The sequence below is a fragment of the Burkholderia dolosa genome, from assembly GCF_902499135.1.
GTDB classification, from domain to species: Bacteria; Pseudomonadota; Gammaproteobacteria; order Burkholderiales; family Burkholderiaceae; genus Burkholderia; species Burkholderia dolosa.
Genome location: NZ_CABVPR010000025.1, coordinates 66,611 through 84,027 on the forward strand (window position 1 = coordinate 66,611; position 17,417 = coordinate 84,027).

At 62.9% G+C, this 17,417-nt stretch carries 14 protein-coding genes and 2 pseudogenes; 6 read left to right on the top strand and 10 right to left on the bottom strand.

The features are described from left to right. Positions 1-58: 58 nt before the first annotated feature. Positions 59-1,387, bottom strand: coding sequence for an MFS transporter (locus BUB20358_RS13635; protein ID WP_035973806.1), 1,329 nt, complete (start codon positions 1,385-1,387; stop codon positions 59-61). Between the two features lie 385 nt (positions 1,388-1,772). Between BUB20358_RS13635 and BUB20358_RS13640 the strand changes: the two genes are divergently transcribed. From BUB20358_RS13640 to BUB20358_RS13650, 3 genes are all read left to right on the top strand, one after another. Further along, positions 1,773-2,693 carry a LysR family transcriptional regulator gene (locus BUB20358_RS13640; RefSeq protein ID WP_006765623.1) on the top strand — a complete coding sequence of 307 codons (921 nt, stop codon included), beginning with the start codon at positions 1,773-1,775 and terminating at the stop codon, positions 2,691-2,693. A 357-nt stretch (positions 2,694-3,050) separates the two neighbouring features. Further along, positions 3,051-4,154, top strand: coding sequence for a tartrate dehydrogenase (locus BUB20358_RS13645; RefSeq protein WP_035975151.1), 1,104 nt, complete (start codon positions 3,051-3,053; stop codon positions 4,152-4,154). A gap of 3 nt (positions 4,155-4,157) precedes the next feature. Further along, the gene (locus BUB20358_RS13650; RefSeq protein WP_006765622.1) at positions 4,158-5,606 is read left to right on the top strand and encodes an aldehyde dehydrogenase family protein; all 1,449 of its coding nucleotides are present in this window, start codon (positions 4,158-4,160) and stop codon (positions 5,604-5,606) included. 814 nt (positions 5,607-6,420) lie between these two features. Here the strand turns inward: BUB20358_RS13650 and BUB20358_RS13655 are convergent. From BUB20358_RS13655 to BUB20358_RS13670, 4 genes are all read right to left on the bottom strand, one after another. Then, positions 6,421-7,224: a carboxymuconolactone decarboxylase family protein gene (locus BUB20358_RS13655; RefSeq protein ID WP_081293649.1), complete on the bottom strand. Its 804-nt coding sequence runs from the start codon at positions 7,222-7,224 to the stop codon at positions 6,421-6,423. Positions 7,225-7,262: 38 nt separating this feature from the next. Continuing rightward, positions 7,263-7,907 carry a DUF1295 domain-containing protein gene (locus BUB20358_RS13660; RefSeq protein WP_199901236.1) on the bottom strand — a complete coding sequence of 215 codons (645 nt, stop codon included), beginning with the start codon at positions 7,905-7,907 and terminating at the stop codon, positions 7,263-7,265. A gap of 683 nt (positions 7,908-8,590) precedes the next feature. Next, on the bottom strand, positions 8,591-9,094 hold the full coding sequence (locus BUB20358_RS13665; RefSeq protein WP_035973802.1) for a glycoside hydrolase family 24 protein: 504 nt from the start codon (positions 9,092-9,094) through the stop codon (positions 8,591-8,593). Between the two features lie 237 nt (positions 9,095-9,331). Then, a complete protein-coding gene (locus tag BUB20358_RS13670; RefSeq protein ID WP_123806725.1) occupies positions 9,332-9,697 on the bottom strand; it encodes a hypothetical protein in 366 nt (121 codons plus the stop codon). A 477-nt stretch (positions 9,698-10,174) separates the two neighbouring features. Between BUB20358_RS13670 and aqpZ the strand changes: the two genes are divergently transcribed. From aqpZ to BUB20358_RS13685, 3 genes are all read left to right on the top strand, one after another. Further along, entirely contained in the window at positions 10,175-10,921 is a 747-nt protein-coding gene (gene aqpZ, locus BUB20358_RS13675) for an aquaporin Z (RefSeq protein WP_035973798.1), read from the top strand. A 256-nt stretch (positions 10,922-11,177) separates the two neighbouring features. Further along, positions 11,178-12,296 carry a fucose-binding lectin II gene (locus tag BUB20358_RS13680; protein WP_035973796.1) on the top strand — a complete coding sequence of 373 codons (1,119 nt, stop codon included), beginning with the start codon at positions 11,178-11,180 and terminating at the stop codon, positions 12,294-12,296. Positions 12,297-12,326: 30 nt separating this feature from the next. Then, positions 12,327-12,716 carry a fucose-binding lectin II gene (locus tag BUB20358_RS13685; RefSeq protein WP_035973794.1) on the top strand — a complete coding sequence of 130 codons (390 nt, stop codon included), beginning with the start codon at positions 12,327-12,329 and terminating at the stop codon, positions 12,714-12,716. Between the two features lie 240 nt (positions 12,717-12,956). Here BUB20358_RS13685 and BUB20358_RS28780 read toward each other — a convergent pair. The 5 genes and pseudogenes from BUB20358_RS28780 to BUB20358_RS13705 form a co-directional block, all read right to left on the bottom strand. Then, positions 12,957-13,049: pseudogene (locus tag BUB20358_RS28780) on the bottom strand (winged helix-turn-helix transcriptional regulator); the annotation flags it as partial. A gap of 129 nt (positions 13,050-13,178) precedes the next feature. Beyond that, positions 13,179-13,391, bottom strand: a pseudogene (locus BUB20358_RS28365) (ShlB/FhaC/HecB family hemolysin secretion/activation protein); the annotation flags it as partial. 343 nt (positions 13,392-13,734) lie between these two features. Beyond that, entirely contained in the window at positions 13,735-15,402 is a 1,668-nt protein-coding gene (locus tag BUB20358_RS13695) for a ShlB/FhaC/HecB family hemolysin secretion/activation protein (RefSeq protein WP_223473332.1), read from the bottom strand. Positions 15,403-15,932: 530 nt separating this feature from the next. Next, positions 15,933-16,427 (bottom strand): immunity 42 family protein, encoded by a 495-nt coding sequence (locus tag BUB20358_RS13700; RefSeq protein ID WP_035973792.1) that lies wholly within the window; start codon positions 16,425-16,427, stop codon positions 15,933-15,935. Next, positions 16,428-17,417, bottom strand: a 990-nt coding sequence (locus BUB20358_RS13705) for a hypothetical protein (RefSeq protein WP_437340532.1), incomplete at its 5' end; no start/stop codon positions are given.

Consider the following 17,417-nt stretch of genomic DNA (forward strand, 5'->3'; position numbering starts at 1 on the left):
TCGTTTCCGTCAAAAGAATGGGGCCGCGGCACGGCGTCCGCGGCGAAGTGAATTGCCGTCAGCGATCGACGAGCCGCGCCGGCAACAGCATCGTGAGCACCAGCCCCAGCAACAGGCACGCGACCATCACGAACAGCGGCGCGGCGAGGCTGCCGGAAATCTGCTTCAGATAGCCGACCGCATACGGCCCGAAGAAGCCGCCCAGGTTGCCGAACGAGCTGATCACCGCGATGCCCATCGACATCGACGCGGTGCCGAGCGCCGCGGTGGGCATGCTCCAGAACAGCGGCGGGAACGAGATGAGCCCGGCGTTCGCGATGCAAAGTGCCAACATACCGAGCCACAGCCGATCGTGCCACACGACCGACAATCCAAGCCCGGCCGCCCCCATCAGCAGCAGCGCGGCGACGTGCAGACGCCGGGCGCCGCGGCGGTCCGCACTGCGTCCGAACAGCACCATCACGACGACGGCCACCGCATTCGGCAGCGCGGCGAGCAAACCGATGACGAAGTCGCTTCCGATGCCCATCTGCTTGATCATCGTCGGCGCCCAGAACGTATAGCCGTAAATCGCGAACACGTCGAGAAAGTAGATCACGCAGAACGCCCACACGAGCCAGCTCGAGAACAGCCCGCGATGGCCGGCCGACTCGGTCGTCGCACGATCGTCGGCGAGCACGCGTGCGAGGATCGCCAAGTCGGCTGGCGAGAAGCGCTCGCTGCGCGTGACGTCGTCGTCGAGTCCCTTCCATACGTACAGCGCAGCCAGAAACGCGGGCAGCGCCTCGACGATGAAGATCCATTTCCAGCCCGGTATCTGCATCGCACCGTCGAAATACTGAAGAATGAAGCCGGTCAGCGGCGAGCCGATCAGCCCGGCCAGTGCGAGCGCCGCATAGAACATCGACAGGATCCGCGCGCGCCGCGTGCGCGGGAACGAACGCGCCATGTAAAGCACGATCGCCGGGATGAAGCCGGCCTCGGCGACGCCGAGCAGAAAGCGCATCACGTAGAACTGCATCGGCGTCGACACGAATGCGGTCAATCCCGAAACGAGTCCCCAGGACACGACGATGCGGGTGATCCAGCGCCGCGGCCCGACGCGCACCAGCAGCATGTTGCCGGGTACCTCGAAGATCACGTAGCCGAGAAAGAATATTCCGGCGCCGAAGCCGAACACCGCGTCGGAAAAGCCCAGTTGCTCGCTCATCTGCAGCTTCGCGAAGCTGACGTTGACCCGATCGATGTACGACGTCACGTACGCGAACATCAGGATCGGCAGAATCTGCACGGCAAGCCGGCGAAAGATCCGGTCCTCGTGCGCACGGTCGTGCGCCGATGCCGGAGCGGCAAGGTCGCGCGGATTGCAGGTCGCGTCGATTTCCACGTTTGTCTCCGAAAGTTCATGGGCAGCCGCGCGTGCATGCTCGCGTCGCTGCGTGCAGCCGCTGCCGGGGCAGGTGTCTGCGACAGCGGACGATTCGAATCTACCGGCTGCCCCGCCCGCCCGATATGCGAAATCCTTCAAGCGGCACTTCGAATATCTCGAACGCACGCGCCGGCCGGCCGCCTGCGATGCAATGCACCAATGACCGGAACACGGATACTAGCCGACGATCGCTTGCGCGGCACGCGCCGATGCGGCGCGACGGCGGCAGCGCGGTGTGCGGCGCAGCATCCGCCGCCGGTCAGGGTTAGCACCACGTCGCGCGGCGCGACCGCGCGCGCGGGATGGATGACATACTTCCCGCAGTTTCAATCGGAGCCCGCGCTTGTTCGATCTCACGTCACTCGCCCTGTTCGTCCGCGCAGCCGAGCTCGGCAGCCTGTCGCGCGCCGCGCAGCAGTCCCACATGTCGCTTTCCACCGCGAGCCGCCGGATCGCGCTGCTCGAGCATCACTTCCACGTGGTGCTCTTGAACCGTACGGTCGCGGGCGTCGAGCTCACGCCTGCCGGCGAAGCGCTGCTGCGCCACGCGACCGATCTGCTGCTGCGCACGGACGCGATCTACAGCGAGCTTTCCGACTATACGAAAGGCTCGATCGGGCGCGTTCGCGTGTTCGCGAACATCTCGGCGATCAGCCAGGATCTTCCCGATCAGCTGCGCGCGTTCTCGCAACGCTATCGCGACATCAAGCTGCAGATCAGCGAGCTGAGAAGCGCCGACATCCTGCAGGCGCTGCGCGAAGGCCGCGCGGACGTCGGAATCGTCACGTCGCGCACCGCGACCGAAGGCATTCATCTCGCGCCGTACTGCATGGACCGGGCAAGCGTGGTCGTCCCCGAAGACTACCCGCTGACCGGCGAGTCGATCGACTTCAGCGCGTTGCTCGAGCACGATCTGGTCGCACTCGACGATCGATCGGAACTCACCCGTTCGCTCGTGAAGGAGGCCGCGCTGCTCGGCAAGTCGGTGCGTTTTCGCGTGCAGGTGCAGAGCTTCGAGGCGATGTGCCGGCTGATCGCCGCCGGACAGGGAATCGGCATCCTGCCGGAGCGCGCCGTCGCGCTGTTTCGCGAGCCGATGCGGCTGCGCTTCATCCGCCTCAACGATCCGTGGGCGAACCGCGTCATGTCGGTCGGCATCCGCACCGGCGCCGTGCCGCAGCCGACGCGCAAGCTGTTCGAGTTCCTCGCGTCGTTCGCGCCGGCTTCGCTCGCCGCCGGCGACACCGGACCGTCGAACGACTGACGCGGCCCGCCTCCGCTGCACGCGTGCGGGTTCGCGTGCGCGTTGCAGATTTTCGAAGGTCCCGTTCAGCAATCCGCACTTCCTTCCCGCGTCGGCGACACGATAGATTCGACGGACGGATTCGACTGTCCGTCCGCTACCGCAACGGAAAGAGACGCAGCAGGCACGTTGGCGCGATTCGATGCGGCCGGCGACGGCATCGCGTACGAAGCGTCGCACCGCGCGAGCAGTCGATCAGTCGATCAGCCGGTCGGCGATCCGCGGCGCGGCGCGGCGCGGCGCGCCGCGGCGCCCGCGCGCCTGCCGCATGCCCGCGCCCCGCGTCATGCCGTCTTCATCCTGGAGGTTTCCCGCAACATGAAGAACCCACATCGCATCGCGGTCATCGCCGGAGACGGCATCGGCAAGGAAGTGATGCCCGAAGGACTGCGCGTGCTGCGCGCGGCCGCCGACCGCTTCGACATTCCGCTGGCGTTCGACGAGTTCGGCGACTGGTGCACCGATCACTATGTTCGCCACGGCACGATGATGCCGGCCGACTGGGCACGTCAGATCGGCGGCCACGATGCGATCTTCTTCGGCGCGGTCGGCTCGCCCGATGTCGTGCCGGACCACGTCGCCGTGTGGGAATCGCTGATCAGGATCCGGCGCGAGTTCGATCAGTACGTGAACCTGCGCCCGGTCCGGCTGATGCCGGGCGTGCCCGCGCCGCTCGCCGGACGCCGTCCCGGCGACATCGACTTCGTCGTCGTGCGCGAAAACACGGAAGGAGAATATTCGTCGGTGGGCGGCCGGATGTTCGCCGGCACCGACCGCGAGATCGCGATACAGGAGTCGATTTTCTCGCGCGTCGGCGTCGATCGCGTACTCAGGTTCGCGTTCGAGCTCGCGCGCTCGCGCCCGCGCAAGCAGCTGACCGCGGCGACGAAATCGAACGGCATCTCGATCACGATGCCGTTCTGGGACGAGCGGCTCGCGGAAATGGCGAGGTCGTTCCCGGACATCGAAACGCGCAAGTATCACATCGACATCCTGTGCGCGCACTTCGTCCAGCATCCGGACCGCTTCGACGTCGTCGTCGCGTCCAACCTGTTCGGCGACATCCTGTCGGACCTCGGCCCCGCGTGTACCGGCACGATCGGCATCGCGCCGTCCGCGAACCTGAATCCGGAGCGCCGCTTTCCGTCGCTGTTCGAGCCGGTGCACGGGTCGGCGCCCGACATAGCCGGCCGCGGCATCGCGAATCCGATCGGCCAGATCTGGTCGGCCGCGTTGCTGCTTCAGCACGTCGGCCGCGGCGAATCGCGCTACGAAGCCGCAGCCGCCGAAATCGTCGCCGCGATCGAGTCCGTGCTCCTTGCCGGCCCGCGCACGCGCGACATGGGCGGCACGGCCACCACCGAGGAACTGGGCGCCGCGATAGCGCACGCCGTCGCGAATCCCGCATCGATCGAGGAATGACCCATGCAATTCGATCACTACATCGACAACGCCCGCGTCGCGCCGAATACCGGCGCTCGAATCGACGTCGTCGATCCGAGCACCGGCGAACCGTTCGCGACGATCGCGCGCGGCGACGCGCACGACGTGCAGCACGCCGTTTCGGCGGCACGGCGCGCGATGGGCGACACGCTGAACGGCCCATGGGCGAAGCTGTCGCCGGTCGAGCGCAGCAACCTGCTGTTCGCGTACGCGGCGGCCGTATCGCGGCATGCGGACGAGCTCGCGCAGCTCGAGGCGCGCGACACCGGCAAGGCGCTGAATACCGCGCGCACCGATGCCGCGGTGCTGGCGCGCTACCTGCAGTACTACGCCGGATGCGTGGACAAGCTGCACGGCGACACGCTGCCGTATACCGCCGGGTTCACGGTATTGACGGTGCGCGAACCGATCGGCGTGACGGGCCACATCATTCCGTGGAATTACCCGATGCAGATCTACGGCCGGTCGGTCGGCGCGTCGCTCGCGGCCGGCAACGCGTGCGTCGTCAAACCGGCCGAGGACGCGAGCCTGTCGATTCTCCGCTTGGCCGAGCTCGCGGCGGACGTCGGCTTTCCGGCGGGCACCGTCAATGTCGTCACCGGACTGGGCAGCGAAGCGGGCGCGGCGCTGTCGGCCAATCCCGGCATCGGTCACATCTCGTTTACCGGGTCGACCGGCACGGGCGCGCTCGTCGCGCGCGCGGCGGCCGACCGTCACTGCCCGACGGTGCTCGAGCTGGGCGGCAAGTCGCCGCAACTGCTGTTCGACGATGCCGACCTCGAACAGGCGCTGCCCGCGATCGTCAACGCGATCGTGCAGAACGCGGGCCAGACGTGCTCGGCCGGCAGCCGTCTGCTCGTCCAGCGCAACGTCTACGAGCGCGTGCTCGATCGGCTTGCGCAGCAATTTGCGCGTCTGCGCTCGGGGCCGCCGTCGATGAACCTGGAGATGGGGCCGCTCGTCAACGCCGCGCAGCATGCGCGGGTTCGGGCCATCGTCGAGCGCGCACAGGCGGACGGCATTCGCGTGGCGGCCCGCGGCACGATCGCGCCCGGCGCATCGGGTTCGGGCTACTACCAGGAAGCGGTGCTGTTCCGCGACGTGCCGCCCGACAGCGAACTCGCGCAGGAAGAGGTATTCGGTCCCGTGCTCGCAGCGATGCCGTTCGACGACGAAGACGCGGCGATCGCGCTCGCGAACAGCACGCGGTACGGCCTCGTCGCCGGCGTGTGGACCCGCGACGGCGCACGCGCGTTGCGGCTCGCGCGCAAGCTGCAGGCCGGACAGGTCTTCATCAACAACTACGGCGCCGGCGGCGGCGTGGAGCTGCCGTTCGGCGGCGTGAAGGCCAGCGGCTATGGTCGCGAGAAAGGCTTCGAAGCGCTGCTCGGCTTTACCGCGCTCAAGACGATTGCGATTCGGCACGATTGAGCGCTGCAACGCGGCGGCCGCCGTTCGGGCGGCCGCAGCGGAATCGTCGCCTCTTCATCGATCGCCGTGCGTGCTGCCGCTTCGGCAAAACGCTCGGGCATCCGATCGTCGCGGATCCATGCGCCGTCCCGTCATCGCGAAAAATGCCGGTACGCAGACTCTCGGCGACGACCGCAACGAGTCACGCGTGCCGGCGACTCCGTTGCCGACGCTCGCGCTGCGACTGGAGCGGACCGATCGCGGTCGACCGAAGTCTTCATCGACATGACGAACGCAGCCGACGGCGCCGGCGAAGCAACGGCACCGCGATCCAATTCACCGATCCCACATCGGCGAACGACATCGGCGCCGGCCTATGTCGGCCGCGCGAGTTCGTCCGATCGCGCATCGGACGCGCACCCGCGGTAGCGCCATCGCCATCGCCACCGTCCATAGTTTGCGTCCCGCCGTCACACAACCTATCGATTCTTATAGACGTCAAGCCGGCTTCAACGGTCTAGCATCGGCTACAGCCCGCTATCGGATCTTCGACAAGCGCCGGCGAGCCGCTTCGTCAGCCCCATATCGGTGCAAGCGGCGCCAGGCGCGACGGGTGTGCGCCTCTAACGCACGCCGCCATCAAAGAGCCGCCCGAGCACCGCGACTGCAGCCGGCGCTCACCGCACCGTCTTCATCAGGCGTCGCTGGCAACGAGCCGGATGCACACGCAGCGCAATGCATTGCGTTGCGTGCACTCACTGTGCGCCGACGTCGACCGCAGCGCGGTCAACCGGCCATTCGGAGCGCCGGTTGCCACGCGCGACGAAGCCGCCTTTCACGCGACCGGATCGGCGACGCGTCCATCGGCCGCCTCGGATGCGAATCTCTCGAAGGATTCCGCTGCCGGAGCGACGACGTTCAGGATTACCGGCCAGCCGATGTACGCGGTCATATGCATGATCAGTTCGGCAAGTTCGTCGCGCGTCCACGCGGCCTCCATGCACTGCCGAATCTGATCGCGCAGCACGGACGGATCGCGCCGCGCCGTTATCACGACCGCCAATGCCGCCAGTTGCCGACTCTTCTCCGGCAGCCCCGGACCGTCGAACGCGCCGGCCGCGATCTTGTCGAGATGGCTCGCGAGAGCGGCTTGCGCACAAGCGAAAGTGTGACCGCTATCGCTTGCCGCGCCGACGAACATTTCCGGCAGCAGACCGTCCGCAGCCGAGCGCGACGAATGCCCCTTCGACGCCGGATATCGTTCGATCAGTACTTCGCATGCGATATCGATCGCACTTGTCGCGGCTCGCTCCGACTGATTCGCGATCCCGCTCAGCACGGTCTCGATCAGCGCGCGGGGCTGCCAGCCCGTATTCAACATTCCCGCGCAGTGGAACTTCAGCGCGATCGGCACGTCGCCGCACGCGGCCAGCGTGGCGACCGTCGCGACTTCACGCTGCGGCAGCGACAATGCGGGGCGGCTGATCAAATCGCCGTACGCTGTCTCCACCAGCACCTGCGGCAGTTCCGGCGAAAGTCTTCTCAGGCGCTGCAGCAGCGGAGCGGCGTAGCTTCCGCCCACAGCGGCCAGCGTTAGCGTACCTACGTGATAGCGATCACTCCAAGCGGTGGTTTCCATCAGATCTCCAGACGAAAGAAAGGGTTGTCGCCGATCGTTCACGCAGGCTCGCGTTTGACGAGATCCGCAATTGCGCGACCATTGAGCAAGGCCCAGGGAATCAGCAATCCCGTGCGTGCCTTGTAGTCGGCCCAGCCGGGGTATCGAGCGATGGAAGCATCCTTCGCGAGCATGCGAGGGAAGAAGACCGTGACCGACGCATAGGCGAGAATCGCCCACGCGAGCCAGTGACCGGCCAGCAGGCAATAGGCGCTGTAGATCATGATCTCGCCGAAGTAGTTCGGATTGCGTGTGTACCGAAAGACACCGTCGGTCACGAGCCCGGCGCGGTAGCGCATCAGCAGGTTCTTCTGCACGTCGGCCGTCGCCATCAGAACGACGCCTAACGTGTGAAGCGCGATCGCGACGAAGATCGTCCAGCCGTCGGGCCGCACATGACCGGCGATCAGCAGCCACGGCATCAGCCAGTACCAGCCGATCAGCGCGACGTAAAGGTAGATCACGCCGCCGACGGTCAGCGGCATATCGAGTGCGCGATTCGGATACGCGATGTCCTTGATGAGCCACGTATAGCCGTAGATGCCGTGCAGCGCGAGATAAACCCACGCGGCGGTACTGAACTCGTGATAGCCGACCATCATCCCGTATATGACGAAGAGGGTGACGACCTTATGGAAATTCACGGCCCACCGGATCGTCGCGACCCGCGGCCCGCCGCCGAGCGTGCAGCCCCGCTCGAAACATTTCATGAAGAAGCGAACCCACAACGGCGCGAGCCGACGGTCGCCTGCCGTTACGAGATCCGATGCCGAAGCATCCATGCCGTTCCCCTTCGTCGATGTCGCCGCGCCGCGATTCTTCCGAGGCCCCGCCTACGATTGCCATGATCGTCGGTGCACGCGGGCAGGAAAAGCTCGACGTTCTTATAGGTTCTTCGCGTGAACGTTCATGCAATGACGGGCGTTGGGCGGTCGACATAACAGGTCGATGGTGCCGGACGGATCGTGGGCGCACTGTCGACACATAACGGGAATCGCAGATGCGGGCTGACTATCCGGCGAGATGATCGAACGCTTGCCCGACAAGCGTCGGCGGTCCGCCGGCCCGAACGCCGACACCGACGAAGGCGGTCGTCCGCCGCCGGGCAAGCGATAGCGGCCATTTCTCGCGGCGGCTCCGGTCGCGACCACGCACGTGCAAAGTGCGGACAGCATGTCGGATCGAATGGCTTGCGCGCGCAACACCACGTTGGACGCCGATTTGGCGGTCGCGAGTCGCCGGGCCGGCATCAAACAAAAAAGCCTGGCTATTGCCAGGCTTTTGAACTTGCGGTCACCGTCCCGTTACGGTCGGTACGCGATTCGTGTCACGCGGTTGCGGTCGCCGTGCCGCCGGCCGCCTGATACGCGGTAAGCAGAACGGCAACGCTGTTCTGCCGTTGTCCGTAGTCGTTGCCCGGCAACGAAGCCCAGATGTTCGAGCACGCGCGAACGGCCTCGTCGAACATGCCCTCGTCGATATATTGAAGCGCACCGCGTTCGCGAATTTGCTGCAAGGCGACCAGATCCTGGGATACCGGGCTGAAGTCCGGCAGCTTGAGGATGGTCTTGTACGGTTGCCAGAACCGGTGCAGAAGCTGATACCGTCCCGCTGCGGTCGATTTCAGACCGTTGTGATTGATCGTCACGAGAACGTTCGGATGATCCGCATAGCTGCTGAAACGCTGCGGACCGTTCACGCCGGTTACCAGAACGTCGTAGCCGTCGTCTTTCGTCGCGGGATCATGCACCGTGCCTTCCGAATGGGCAATCATATCGAGGAAGGCGATGCGATTTTTACCGCCGGCCTGTTCGGCCGAAATCCTTGCCATAGTTGGCTCCTGGTCACTGAAACTCTACGCGATGAATCGGCCGGAACGGCCTTGTTCCCATACCTTCGCAATGCAACGCATGCAGGCTGAACGGTATAGGCTTTCGTCGCGGCCGCACACCTATAGACATCTACAGGGAAGGCGGCCGCGCGGCGTCGTTGCGGCTTCGTTCATCGCGCCGACGGGCGACGGGCGACATGAGAATCGGCCCTGCCTCGCTGTGGAGCCGGCGGCGAGTCAGAACGTCGTTTGCTGCACGTAACCCTGTCTCGTCATGCAGTTGCCGACTTGCGCATCGCGCGCATCGCCGTTGACGTCGACATTCGCGAATTCCGGCGGCACGTAGTAGCCGGGCATGTACCGGCAGTGCTCGTGGTGATGGTGCTCCCTGCACCAGGTCTCGGGCGGAGTGATATAGCCCGGACTGACCATTTCCGTGCGGACATCGGGCGGCACGCGGTTATATGCGGACGCCTCGCAGGCCGCGAGATCCCTGTCACGTACTTCGGGCGGCGTGCCCGGCCTCACCCACGCGACGCAACCGGCAAGCGGTAACGCAATCAGGATCGCAGCCCAACGTGCCAGTTCTTTTTGCGCCGTCATATCTCCTCCGATCAAGTGTCTCGCCGCAATACTAAATAAATGATCGGCCGACCTCAATCGCGCTTGTCGAACATGCGCGTGGTATCGCTGAGCAACGACGCGCCGTGCGTGCTTCCGCTGGCGGACGCGTGGCGATCGATATCGACAACGCGGTTAGCGACTAGCGGCTTCCGACTTGCACCATCGACCGAACGACGTCGCGAAACCGATCGGCGACGAACCGGCGGCCGGCGTGGGTTGCAACGCACGCGTCGAGCTTGTCGCGTTCGGCTTGCTGCGTGTCCGATCGCAGGAATCACCGCAATGGTGCACTCCGATCGAGCGCAGCTCGTCGAACACCTATGCGTTCTTATAGTTTTGCGCGCCGCACGAGCCTCTCAGAATCGACGCCTGGAGATTCATCCCGCGTTGCCGATACAACAGGGGCGCGGCCTCCTTGATTGTCGATCCGATGGTTCAAATCTCGAAGGAGCAAACATGAGCAATCGACTGGCCGCGGAAGCATTCGGCACCTTCTGGCTCGTACTCGGCGGTTGCGGCAGCGCGGTGCTTGCCGCCGCACCGACGCCGCAGTCGGGCATCGGCATGGCCGGCGTCGCGCTGGCATTCGGTTTGACGGTTCTTACGATGGCCTATGCAGTCGGGCACATCTCGGGCGCGCACTTCAATCCTGCAGTCACCGTGGGACTCTGGGCCGGCGGCCGGTTCAACAGCAAAGACGTCGTGCCGTATATCGTCGCGCAAGTAATCGGCGGCATCGCGGCCGCGGCCGTCCTGTACGGCATTGCGAGCGGTAAGGCCGGCTTTAGCGCGACCGATACCGGATTCGCGGCAAACGGCTTCGGCGAGCACTCTCCGGCGGGATACGGGCTTTCCGCAGCCATTCTCTCCGAGTTCGTGCTGACGGCATTCTTCGTCATCGTGATTCACGGCGCCACCGACGAACGCGCGCCCAAAGGGTTCGCGCCCATCGCGATCGGCCTCGCGCTGACGCTGATTCACCTGATCAGCATTCCCGTCACGAACACGTCGGTCAATCCGGCTCGCAGCACGGCAGTCGCCATCTTTCAGGGCACCTGGGCGCTGCATCAGCTGTGGCTGTTCTGGGTGGTGCCGATCGCCGGCGGGGTGATCGGAGGCTTCGTTTACCGGTTTCTGTTCGGGCAGAAAAGCGACGCGCCGGCAGTTGCTGCCGCTGCTGCGGATGCAAGCGCCGCACAATAGACTCATCGCTCCATCCACGAACGACGCTCGCCCGGTAGCGGGATTTCGCTGTATCAGCTACGGAACAGAGCGCTCAATGGCGGCCTGCTGAAGAGCCAACGGCAACAGCAGGCCGCATACGCAATTCCCACGTCATCCAGCGGTAACAACCGTGCGCGCAATTGTCGGACGGGCGAGCCGCGCGCGCGGGCAGTCGGGATTTCCCTCTTCCCCACGCTTCTCAAACGCGCAACGCGCGTCAGCCAGGAGATTCAAAATGAGCACCAGCGTCAACTACGGTGACGTCTTCGCACTAAGGAGTTCGTCGAACGGCCAGGTCATCTTCCTTGCAGTTCCCGAGCAACCCGGCGAGAACAACTACTACTATCTCGGGCCCGCGGCTGCTGGGCTGTACGACACCGAGTCGTATCTGTTCCGCGCGATGCCCGCCGGACAAAACACGAAGATGTTCGGCGATCCGATCGAACCGGGCGACGAGTTCATCATCGTGACGGCAATCAGCCAGGGCCCGCGCGCGTCGATGGCGTGCATGGTCGTGCCAGGCGGCGTGTGCGCACTGAGACTCGGCAATGAAAGTTCGGTCTTCAACGTTCGCACGCAGTCGGCAATCGTCGACCTGGGTAACGGAACGGTTCAGCAGGCCGGCGTGCCCGTTAGTCCGGTGCAGTACGGCGACGGGTGCTATGCCACTTTCAGCTCGTTCGACGGGACGCAGCCGATCTACCTTTTCTGGTTCCCGTCGCTGCCCGAAGTCGGATTCACGTCTCAATACAACGATCAGCCCGGCTACTGGTGGCAATTCGAGCCGTCGTCGATCCTGGCCAATCCAACGCCCGGCCCGACGCCTAGCCCGACGCCGACGCCCAGCCCATCGCCGACGCCGACGCCGACGCCGACGCCTACGCCCAGCCCGTCGCCCACGCCCACGCCCACGCCGACGCCCACGCCCACGCCCACGCCGACTCCAACGTCGACCCCGTCATCGACGCCGACGCCGTCGCCCGGTCCGGAGCCGCATCCGCTTCGTATGCCGGCGGGCACGCGCTTCGCGGTCACCGTGTTGTTCAACTCTTCCGTCGAGCAAACGGTAGAGGTCTACCTGGATCAGGACACGCAGCCGAGCTATACGACGACGGGAAGCGGCAGCCCGGACGACAACCGCGGCACCACGATTCTCACCGCGAAAACCGGCGGGATCGTTCGAGTGAAGGTGATCGCCGACGGGCGCGAACTGCCGCTCATTTCCCGTCAGGTCGATCTTCCGCACTCGCAAACCACGTACGTCGCCGTGATCGCGGCGTACAACGGCAGCGACAAGGACGACCGCTACAACGACGCTTACGTGCTCTGCAACTGGACCGTAGCTAGCCACTGAGCGGCTTCACTTATTCAAGGAGGTACGACTATGTCGACCGCAGCTGCAGGCAACTCCGACACTCAAGAGACGATCCAGCTGGAGACCGGGAAAAAGTACGGCGTGACCGTACTCGTCAATTCCACTTCGCTGCAGACCGTCAATCTGTATCTGGACGGCGGCGCGACGCCTGCCCACACGTTCACCGGGCAAGCGACCGGACCCGAAACCAGCAACATGGGGACCTACGTGTTCACGGCCGGGTCCACCGGCAAAGCAAGCATCACCGTGACGTCCGGCACGCAGGCGTCTGCGCTCACGCTGCGCGATGTCGTCGACGACTCGGTCGACTTCTCGATGGTGGTCATCGGCGCCGGCGCTCCCAATAGTTCGCCGCAGCTCTTCAACGACGTGATCATCGCCGTGAACGGGCCGCTCTGAGCGGCAGGCGCGCAGACATCTTCCGCAACGGCGCGGCTTCGGCTTTCCGCAGGTCGATCGCCGCGCCAAATTTGCGTCCGACAGCCTAAGCATGTCGAGCGTGCCGGCAAGCTATGCGTTTTCGTCGCGGTGCTGTCCGTCGAAGTTCTGCCTCGCTTCCCGGAAGCGGTCCGCATTTTCGACGATCCATGTCGACTGCGGAACCATGCGAACAAGCAGTTCCATGCCCGTGTCGGGCAGCTAGTATTCGACTCCGGGAGGTATCTCTTCGAAATCGTGACGGAGAACCAAGCCGCTACGCTCGAGCGGTCGCAACGTGCACGTCAACATGTTGCGTCGGACTGCAGCGAGTCATCGTGAATGCGACCGTCAAAGGATCTGTTGAGGGAAGGCACCGCGACGGTGTGATATATGCGGCGGGCGGAACCGGAATCGCAATCCGTATCGCGTTCTACTCCGGGGTGCGCATGCGAAGCGCTCCATCGGCAACGCTGATGCGCGTTGCGATTTCACTGTTGCGGGCAACGGGTCTGGAATGTCGAGCGTGAAACGATCGATGCGGAAGCATGGCGTTTCGGTCGGAAGCTCCGGATAGCGTGCACTCGCTGCGACACCTGAAGCAACTGCAGGCGCGAAAACGATTCGTTCACGCTCGCGAGCCTCTTCCTGCTGACGGGTTGTCGATCGTGCAAGCGGCTGTGCTTACCGTGGCCTCGCGCAGATCGACGTGATCAGCAACGATCCCGCGACAAGGCTACCTCGTCGGATCTTCTTATTCGTGCCTTTCAATCTCGTGATTACGCGCAGTGCGTAACCCTCCAGATCACGGCAAGGATTTAATCAACTCAAGCGCCTTAGCCAACTTCTCGCGAACATCGCGCAAATTCCGCTTACGCTGATAAGCGGCAATTTCGACCATGCGCAATTGCGGAGGACGAGATTTCACGTCCTCATGAGCGCTTCCAACTTGCCTTGCTACTTGTCGAACAGCAGATCGAGCAGCGACTCCCGCCATCGACTAAAACTGGCCGGTCAGCTGGAAGCCCAGTGTGACACGGGCCGTTGGAAACCCGGACGGCTTGTACACCGGCGCGCCGGCAAACAGGTCATACCCGTACGCCGCAAAGCGCGTGCCGATGCTTCCCTTGATGCCGATTACCGCGCCGGCCAACTGCGTGCCGACGAGTGCGACCGGCTGAGGTCCCCACACGCGGCCGTAGTCCAATCCAGCATAGACAGCCTGCCCTGTCTGGCCGATCGGCATTTGCAGCTCGTTGCGCCAGTAAAAGCCGCGCGCTGCGGCCAACATCGTTTCGCCGTCGAAGCCGCGCACCGTGTAGCGGCTGCCGATCGTCAAGTCGTCGATGTAATACAACGAGTTGCCGGTGTATTGGCCGTGAACCGAGCCGACGTAGCGGAACGGCTGATTCGCGATTGCGAAAGGCACCGAGAGGTTCGCATCCACGACGGCCATTTTGTACCGGTAAGTCGGACCGCCGTCGATCGCCAGCACGTCGTCTTGCGCGCCAAATGCGCCGATGCCCTGGCGATAGGCAAGCGTGCCGTCGAACTGCGCGCCGCCGAAATAGTGACGATCAGTCATGCCAAGTTCGAGGAATGTGTTGTTGCGGCGCTGCTGCGGAATTTCCGTGTCTTCGATGAAGCTCTGCCCGAAGCGGCGCGACAGGCGGACGTAGCTGCCGAACACGTCGTTCTGACTACGTGCAAGCACTCGGGCAAGCTTGAAATCGATCGTCTTTGAATTGCCGCTTGCAACGAATGTTTGATTCACGCCAGCGATTTGCTGGTAGTACGTGTTCGTGTAGGCCGATAACGTCGCGGTCCAATAGCCCCACGGGATCGAATAGAAACCGTTCCAGCCGTGCGAACCAAGGCGCTTGTCGCCAAGTTCGAGGTCCTGGCTCGCGCCGACGTTGAAAATGTCGTTCAGGCCGAGCGGGTTATCGATGCCGATCGACAAGTTGCCTTGCAGTTTCCCGGTCGCGCGCGTGCCCGAGTTGTCGATCGATGCAACGACTGTCCAAGGCTTGCCACGCTTCACATCAAGCACGACATCGCTCTCGCCCGGCACATCGGCCGGAACGATCTGCATCGACACGTCTTGGCTCTGTACGCGCTTCATCTGCTCCAGACCTTGCTCAAGGTCGCGCAAGTTCAACAGTTCGCCGTCGCGTGTTGGAAACGCGGTTTTCCGTGTGCCACGCAGTTTTTCATCGGCGAAGCGCACGTGTCGGATCACGCCGGGAATCAGCGAGACTCTCAATGTGCCCGTCGACAAATCCTGTTCGGGCAGCAGTACGCGCGTCGTGATATACCCGCGCGAAAGAATATCCTGCGACAGCGCTTTGACAAGCACATCAAGCCCTTGCTTACCAACGCACTGTCCGGTGTAGTGTTCAAGCCATTCAAGCGCGAACGCGAAGCGATCGAGCGGCAGCGTGGACGCACCCTGTGATTTCACTGCTGCAGGCAGCGAGTCCGGAACATCTAGCGTGAAGCGGTCGATGCGAAAGCATGGCGTTTCGGACGGAAGCGCTGGATATCCTCCGCTCGCGGCAACACTCGAACGAACTCCCGGCGCGGAAACGCTTCGTTCATGCTCGCGCGCTTCTTCCCGCTGACGGGCCTGTTGGTCGTTACCAAGCGGCTGAACCGACTGCGCCATCGTGCAGGTCGATGCGATAAGCAGCGCACCAGCGACAAAGCTACCCCCTCGGATTTTCTTCTTCATGTAATTTGATTCTCTAGATTACGCGTACCGCCTGACCATCCAAATCACGGCAAGGACTTAATCAACTCTAGCGCCATAGCTAGCTTCTCCCGCACCTCCCGTGAGTGCCGCTATTCTGATATGCGACAATTTCGACCATTTGCATTTTGGTGGACAAAACTTCGCATCCTCGCCCCTCACACTCTCAACCTGCACGATACTCGTCGGGCCAACCAATACCCAATAAATATCTTCAGCTTGATCCGGTATCCAATTAATCACAAATGCGTGTTTCAAACCCGGAAAAATCCACGCAGAGCTACGCCCAATGCATCTGAATTATTGCTCGAAATTAGATTGGTGGATCGCTCAATCAACTGATTCCGCATCACTCCCGCACCTTCCTGCCTGCTCGAATTCATTTCAATTTCCGCCGGAAATGCACTTACCAGATTTCCAAACTTGTCCGCCAAGACAGCATTTCCCTAAAGGCTCCCGGCATTGAAATCCTTAGGAGACTTGGCTAGCACATCGCGCACCACTGATTGAAATTCGCCGCGCACCAACACAACCTCACCGGCCTCTCTTGAATTTTCCTTAAATCCGTAGATCAACTTCGCCGACTCGTCGTACTCGACCAAAAAAATATAATACCCCTCATCCGAAAGACTTTCCGCCGACACGAGATGAGTAAAATCATTGCTTTCCGCGCCAGAGTCCATTGACGGAAATGCGCGATTACATAGCTCACGGTAAGCGTCTTCCGGTGAAATATGGAAAAGTTCTGCATCCTCGACGGTATTTCTCATGCAGTGCAACCGCGAAAGCATGCTCAAATCGACTCCCAATGTTGAGTTACTGGACCAAACCAGCTTCCCCCCCATGAAATAGCCAAGGCATCCGTTTGCGAATGCGGGCGTTGACCACGACTCAACTGCGTCGCACCAAATTGCAAATGTATGAGGGTTTCCTGATAGCATTTATCTTCCTTTAAATCCGAGGGTCCGCTTCACGTCAATTGGAATCTTTGACACATTTAAAGGCGAAGAGGAATCCCCTGTAGCACCTGACCAATGGTAAACGCCGTTGCCATCTGAGAAAAATCGATTGATGTTGCCCTTTGAGTCAATGGCATATCGAACACCATCCCCACCCGGTATAGAAGAATTAAACAAATCAAGCGAGTTACGCGGCTCCGTTCCAGCGTTCGACCGGTTGCCATCCAATCCGGGAGTATGCTTTGGATTCGATTTCACCTCCAAGCCGTTGTCAGCCGTAACTTGCTCAGGAATTGGAAGGCGATTATCTCTGCCGCTGTCCGCGAGCGTAGCATTATCCGGCGCATAGCCTGCAACACCCGGCTTCGCAACTTGCCCGGCCGCCCCTGCCTCTCCTGCCAACACCAGCCCCGGACTTGCCGCAGGCGGCTTACTGCCTCCAAACCCACTAATCGCATTCAGCCCGTTGGCTATACCCTGCAATACAAGATCAAGCGCCGTCGTTTTCTTACGGAACGTACCTTGCCCACTGGCCGCTTCAAGCGTGTCCGTATCCGTGTGGTTCCACTGGTTGTACAGGTTCACGTTCGAAGCCGTCGCTGCGCCCGCTGTTCCACCGACCAGCCCGCCCAATGCACCGATGAGCAAGTTTCCTGACACCTTCCCGGCAAGGGTCGAATCCGTCGCACTGGCCACCGCATTTGCGGCCTGCTTCGTCTGATCGGCCAGCAACGCTGCCAGTCCTGCTCCAGCCGCACCCTGCGCCGCGCTCCCGACTCCGCCGCCGCCCAAGCCACCGATGAGCGCGCCTCCTGCTATGTGCAGATAAAGTCGGTTCGTTCCGCCTTCGTCCCACGAATCGGCTTCGGCTTGATAGGCAGCTTGCGCCGTCGTATCGCCCGCCAGCTTGGCCGCATCGGCCGCGTGTTGGGCTTCCTTCTGCTTCATATCTGCGTAAGCGCCGATGCCTTG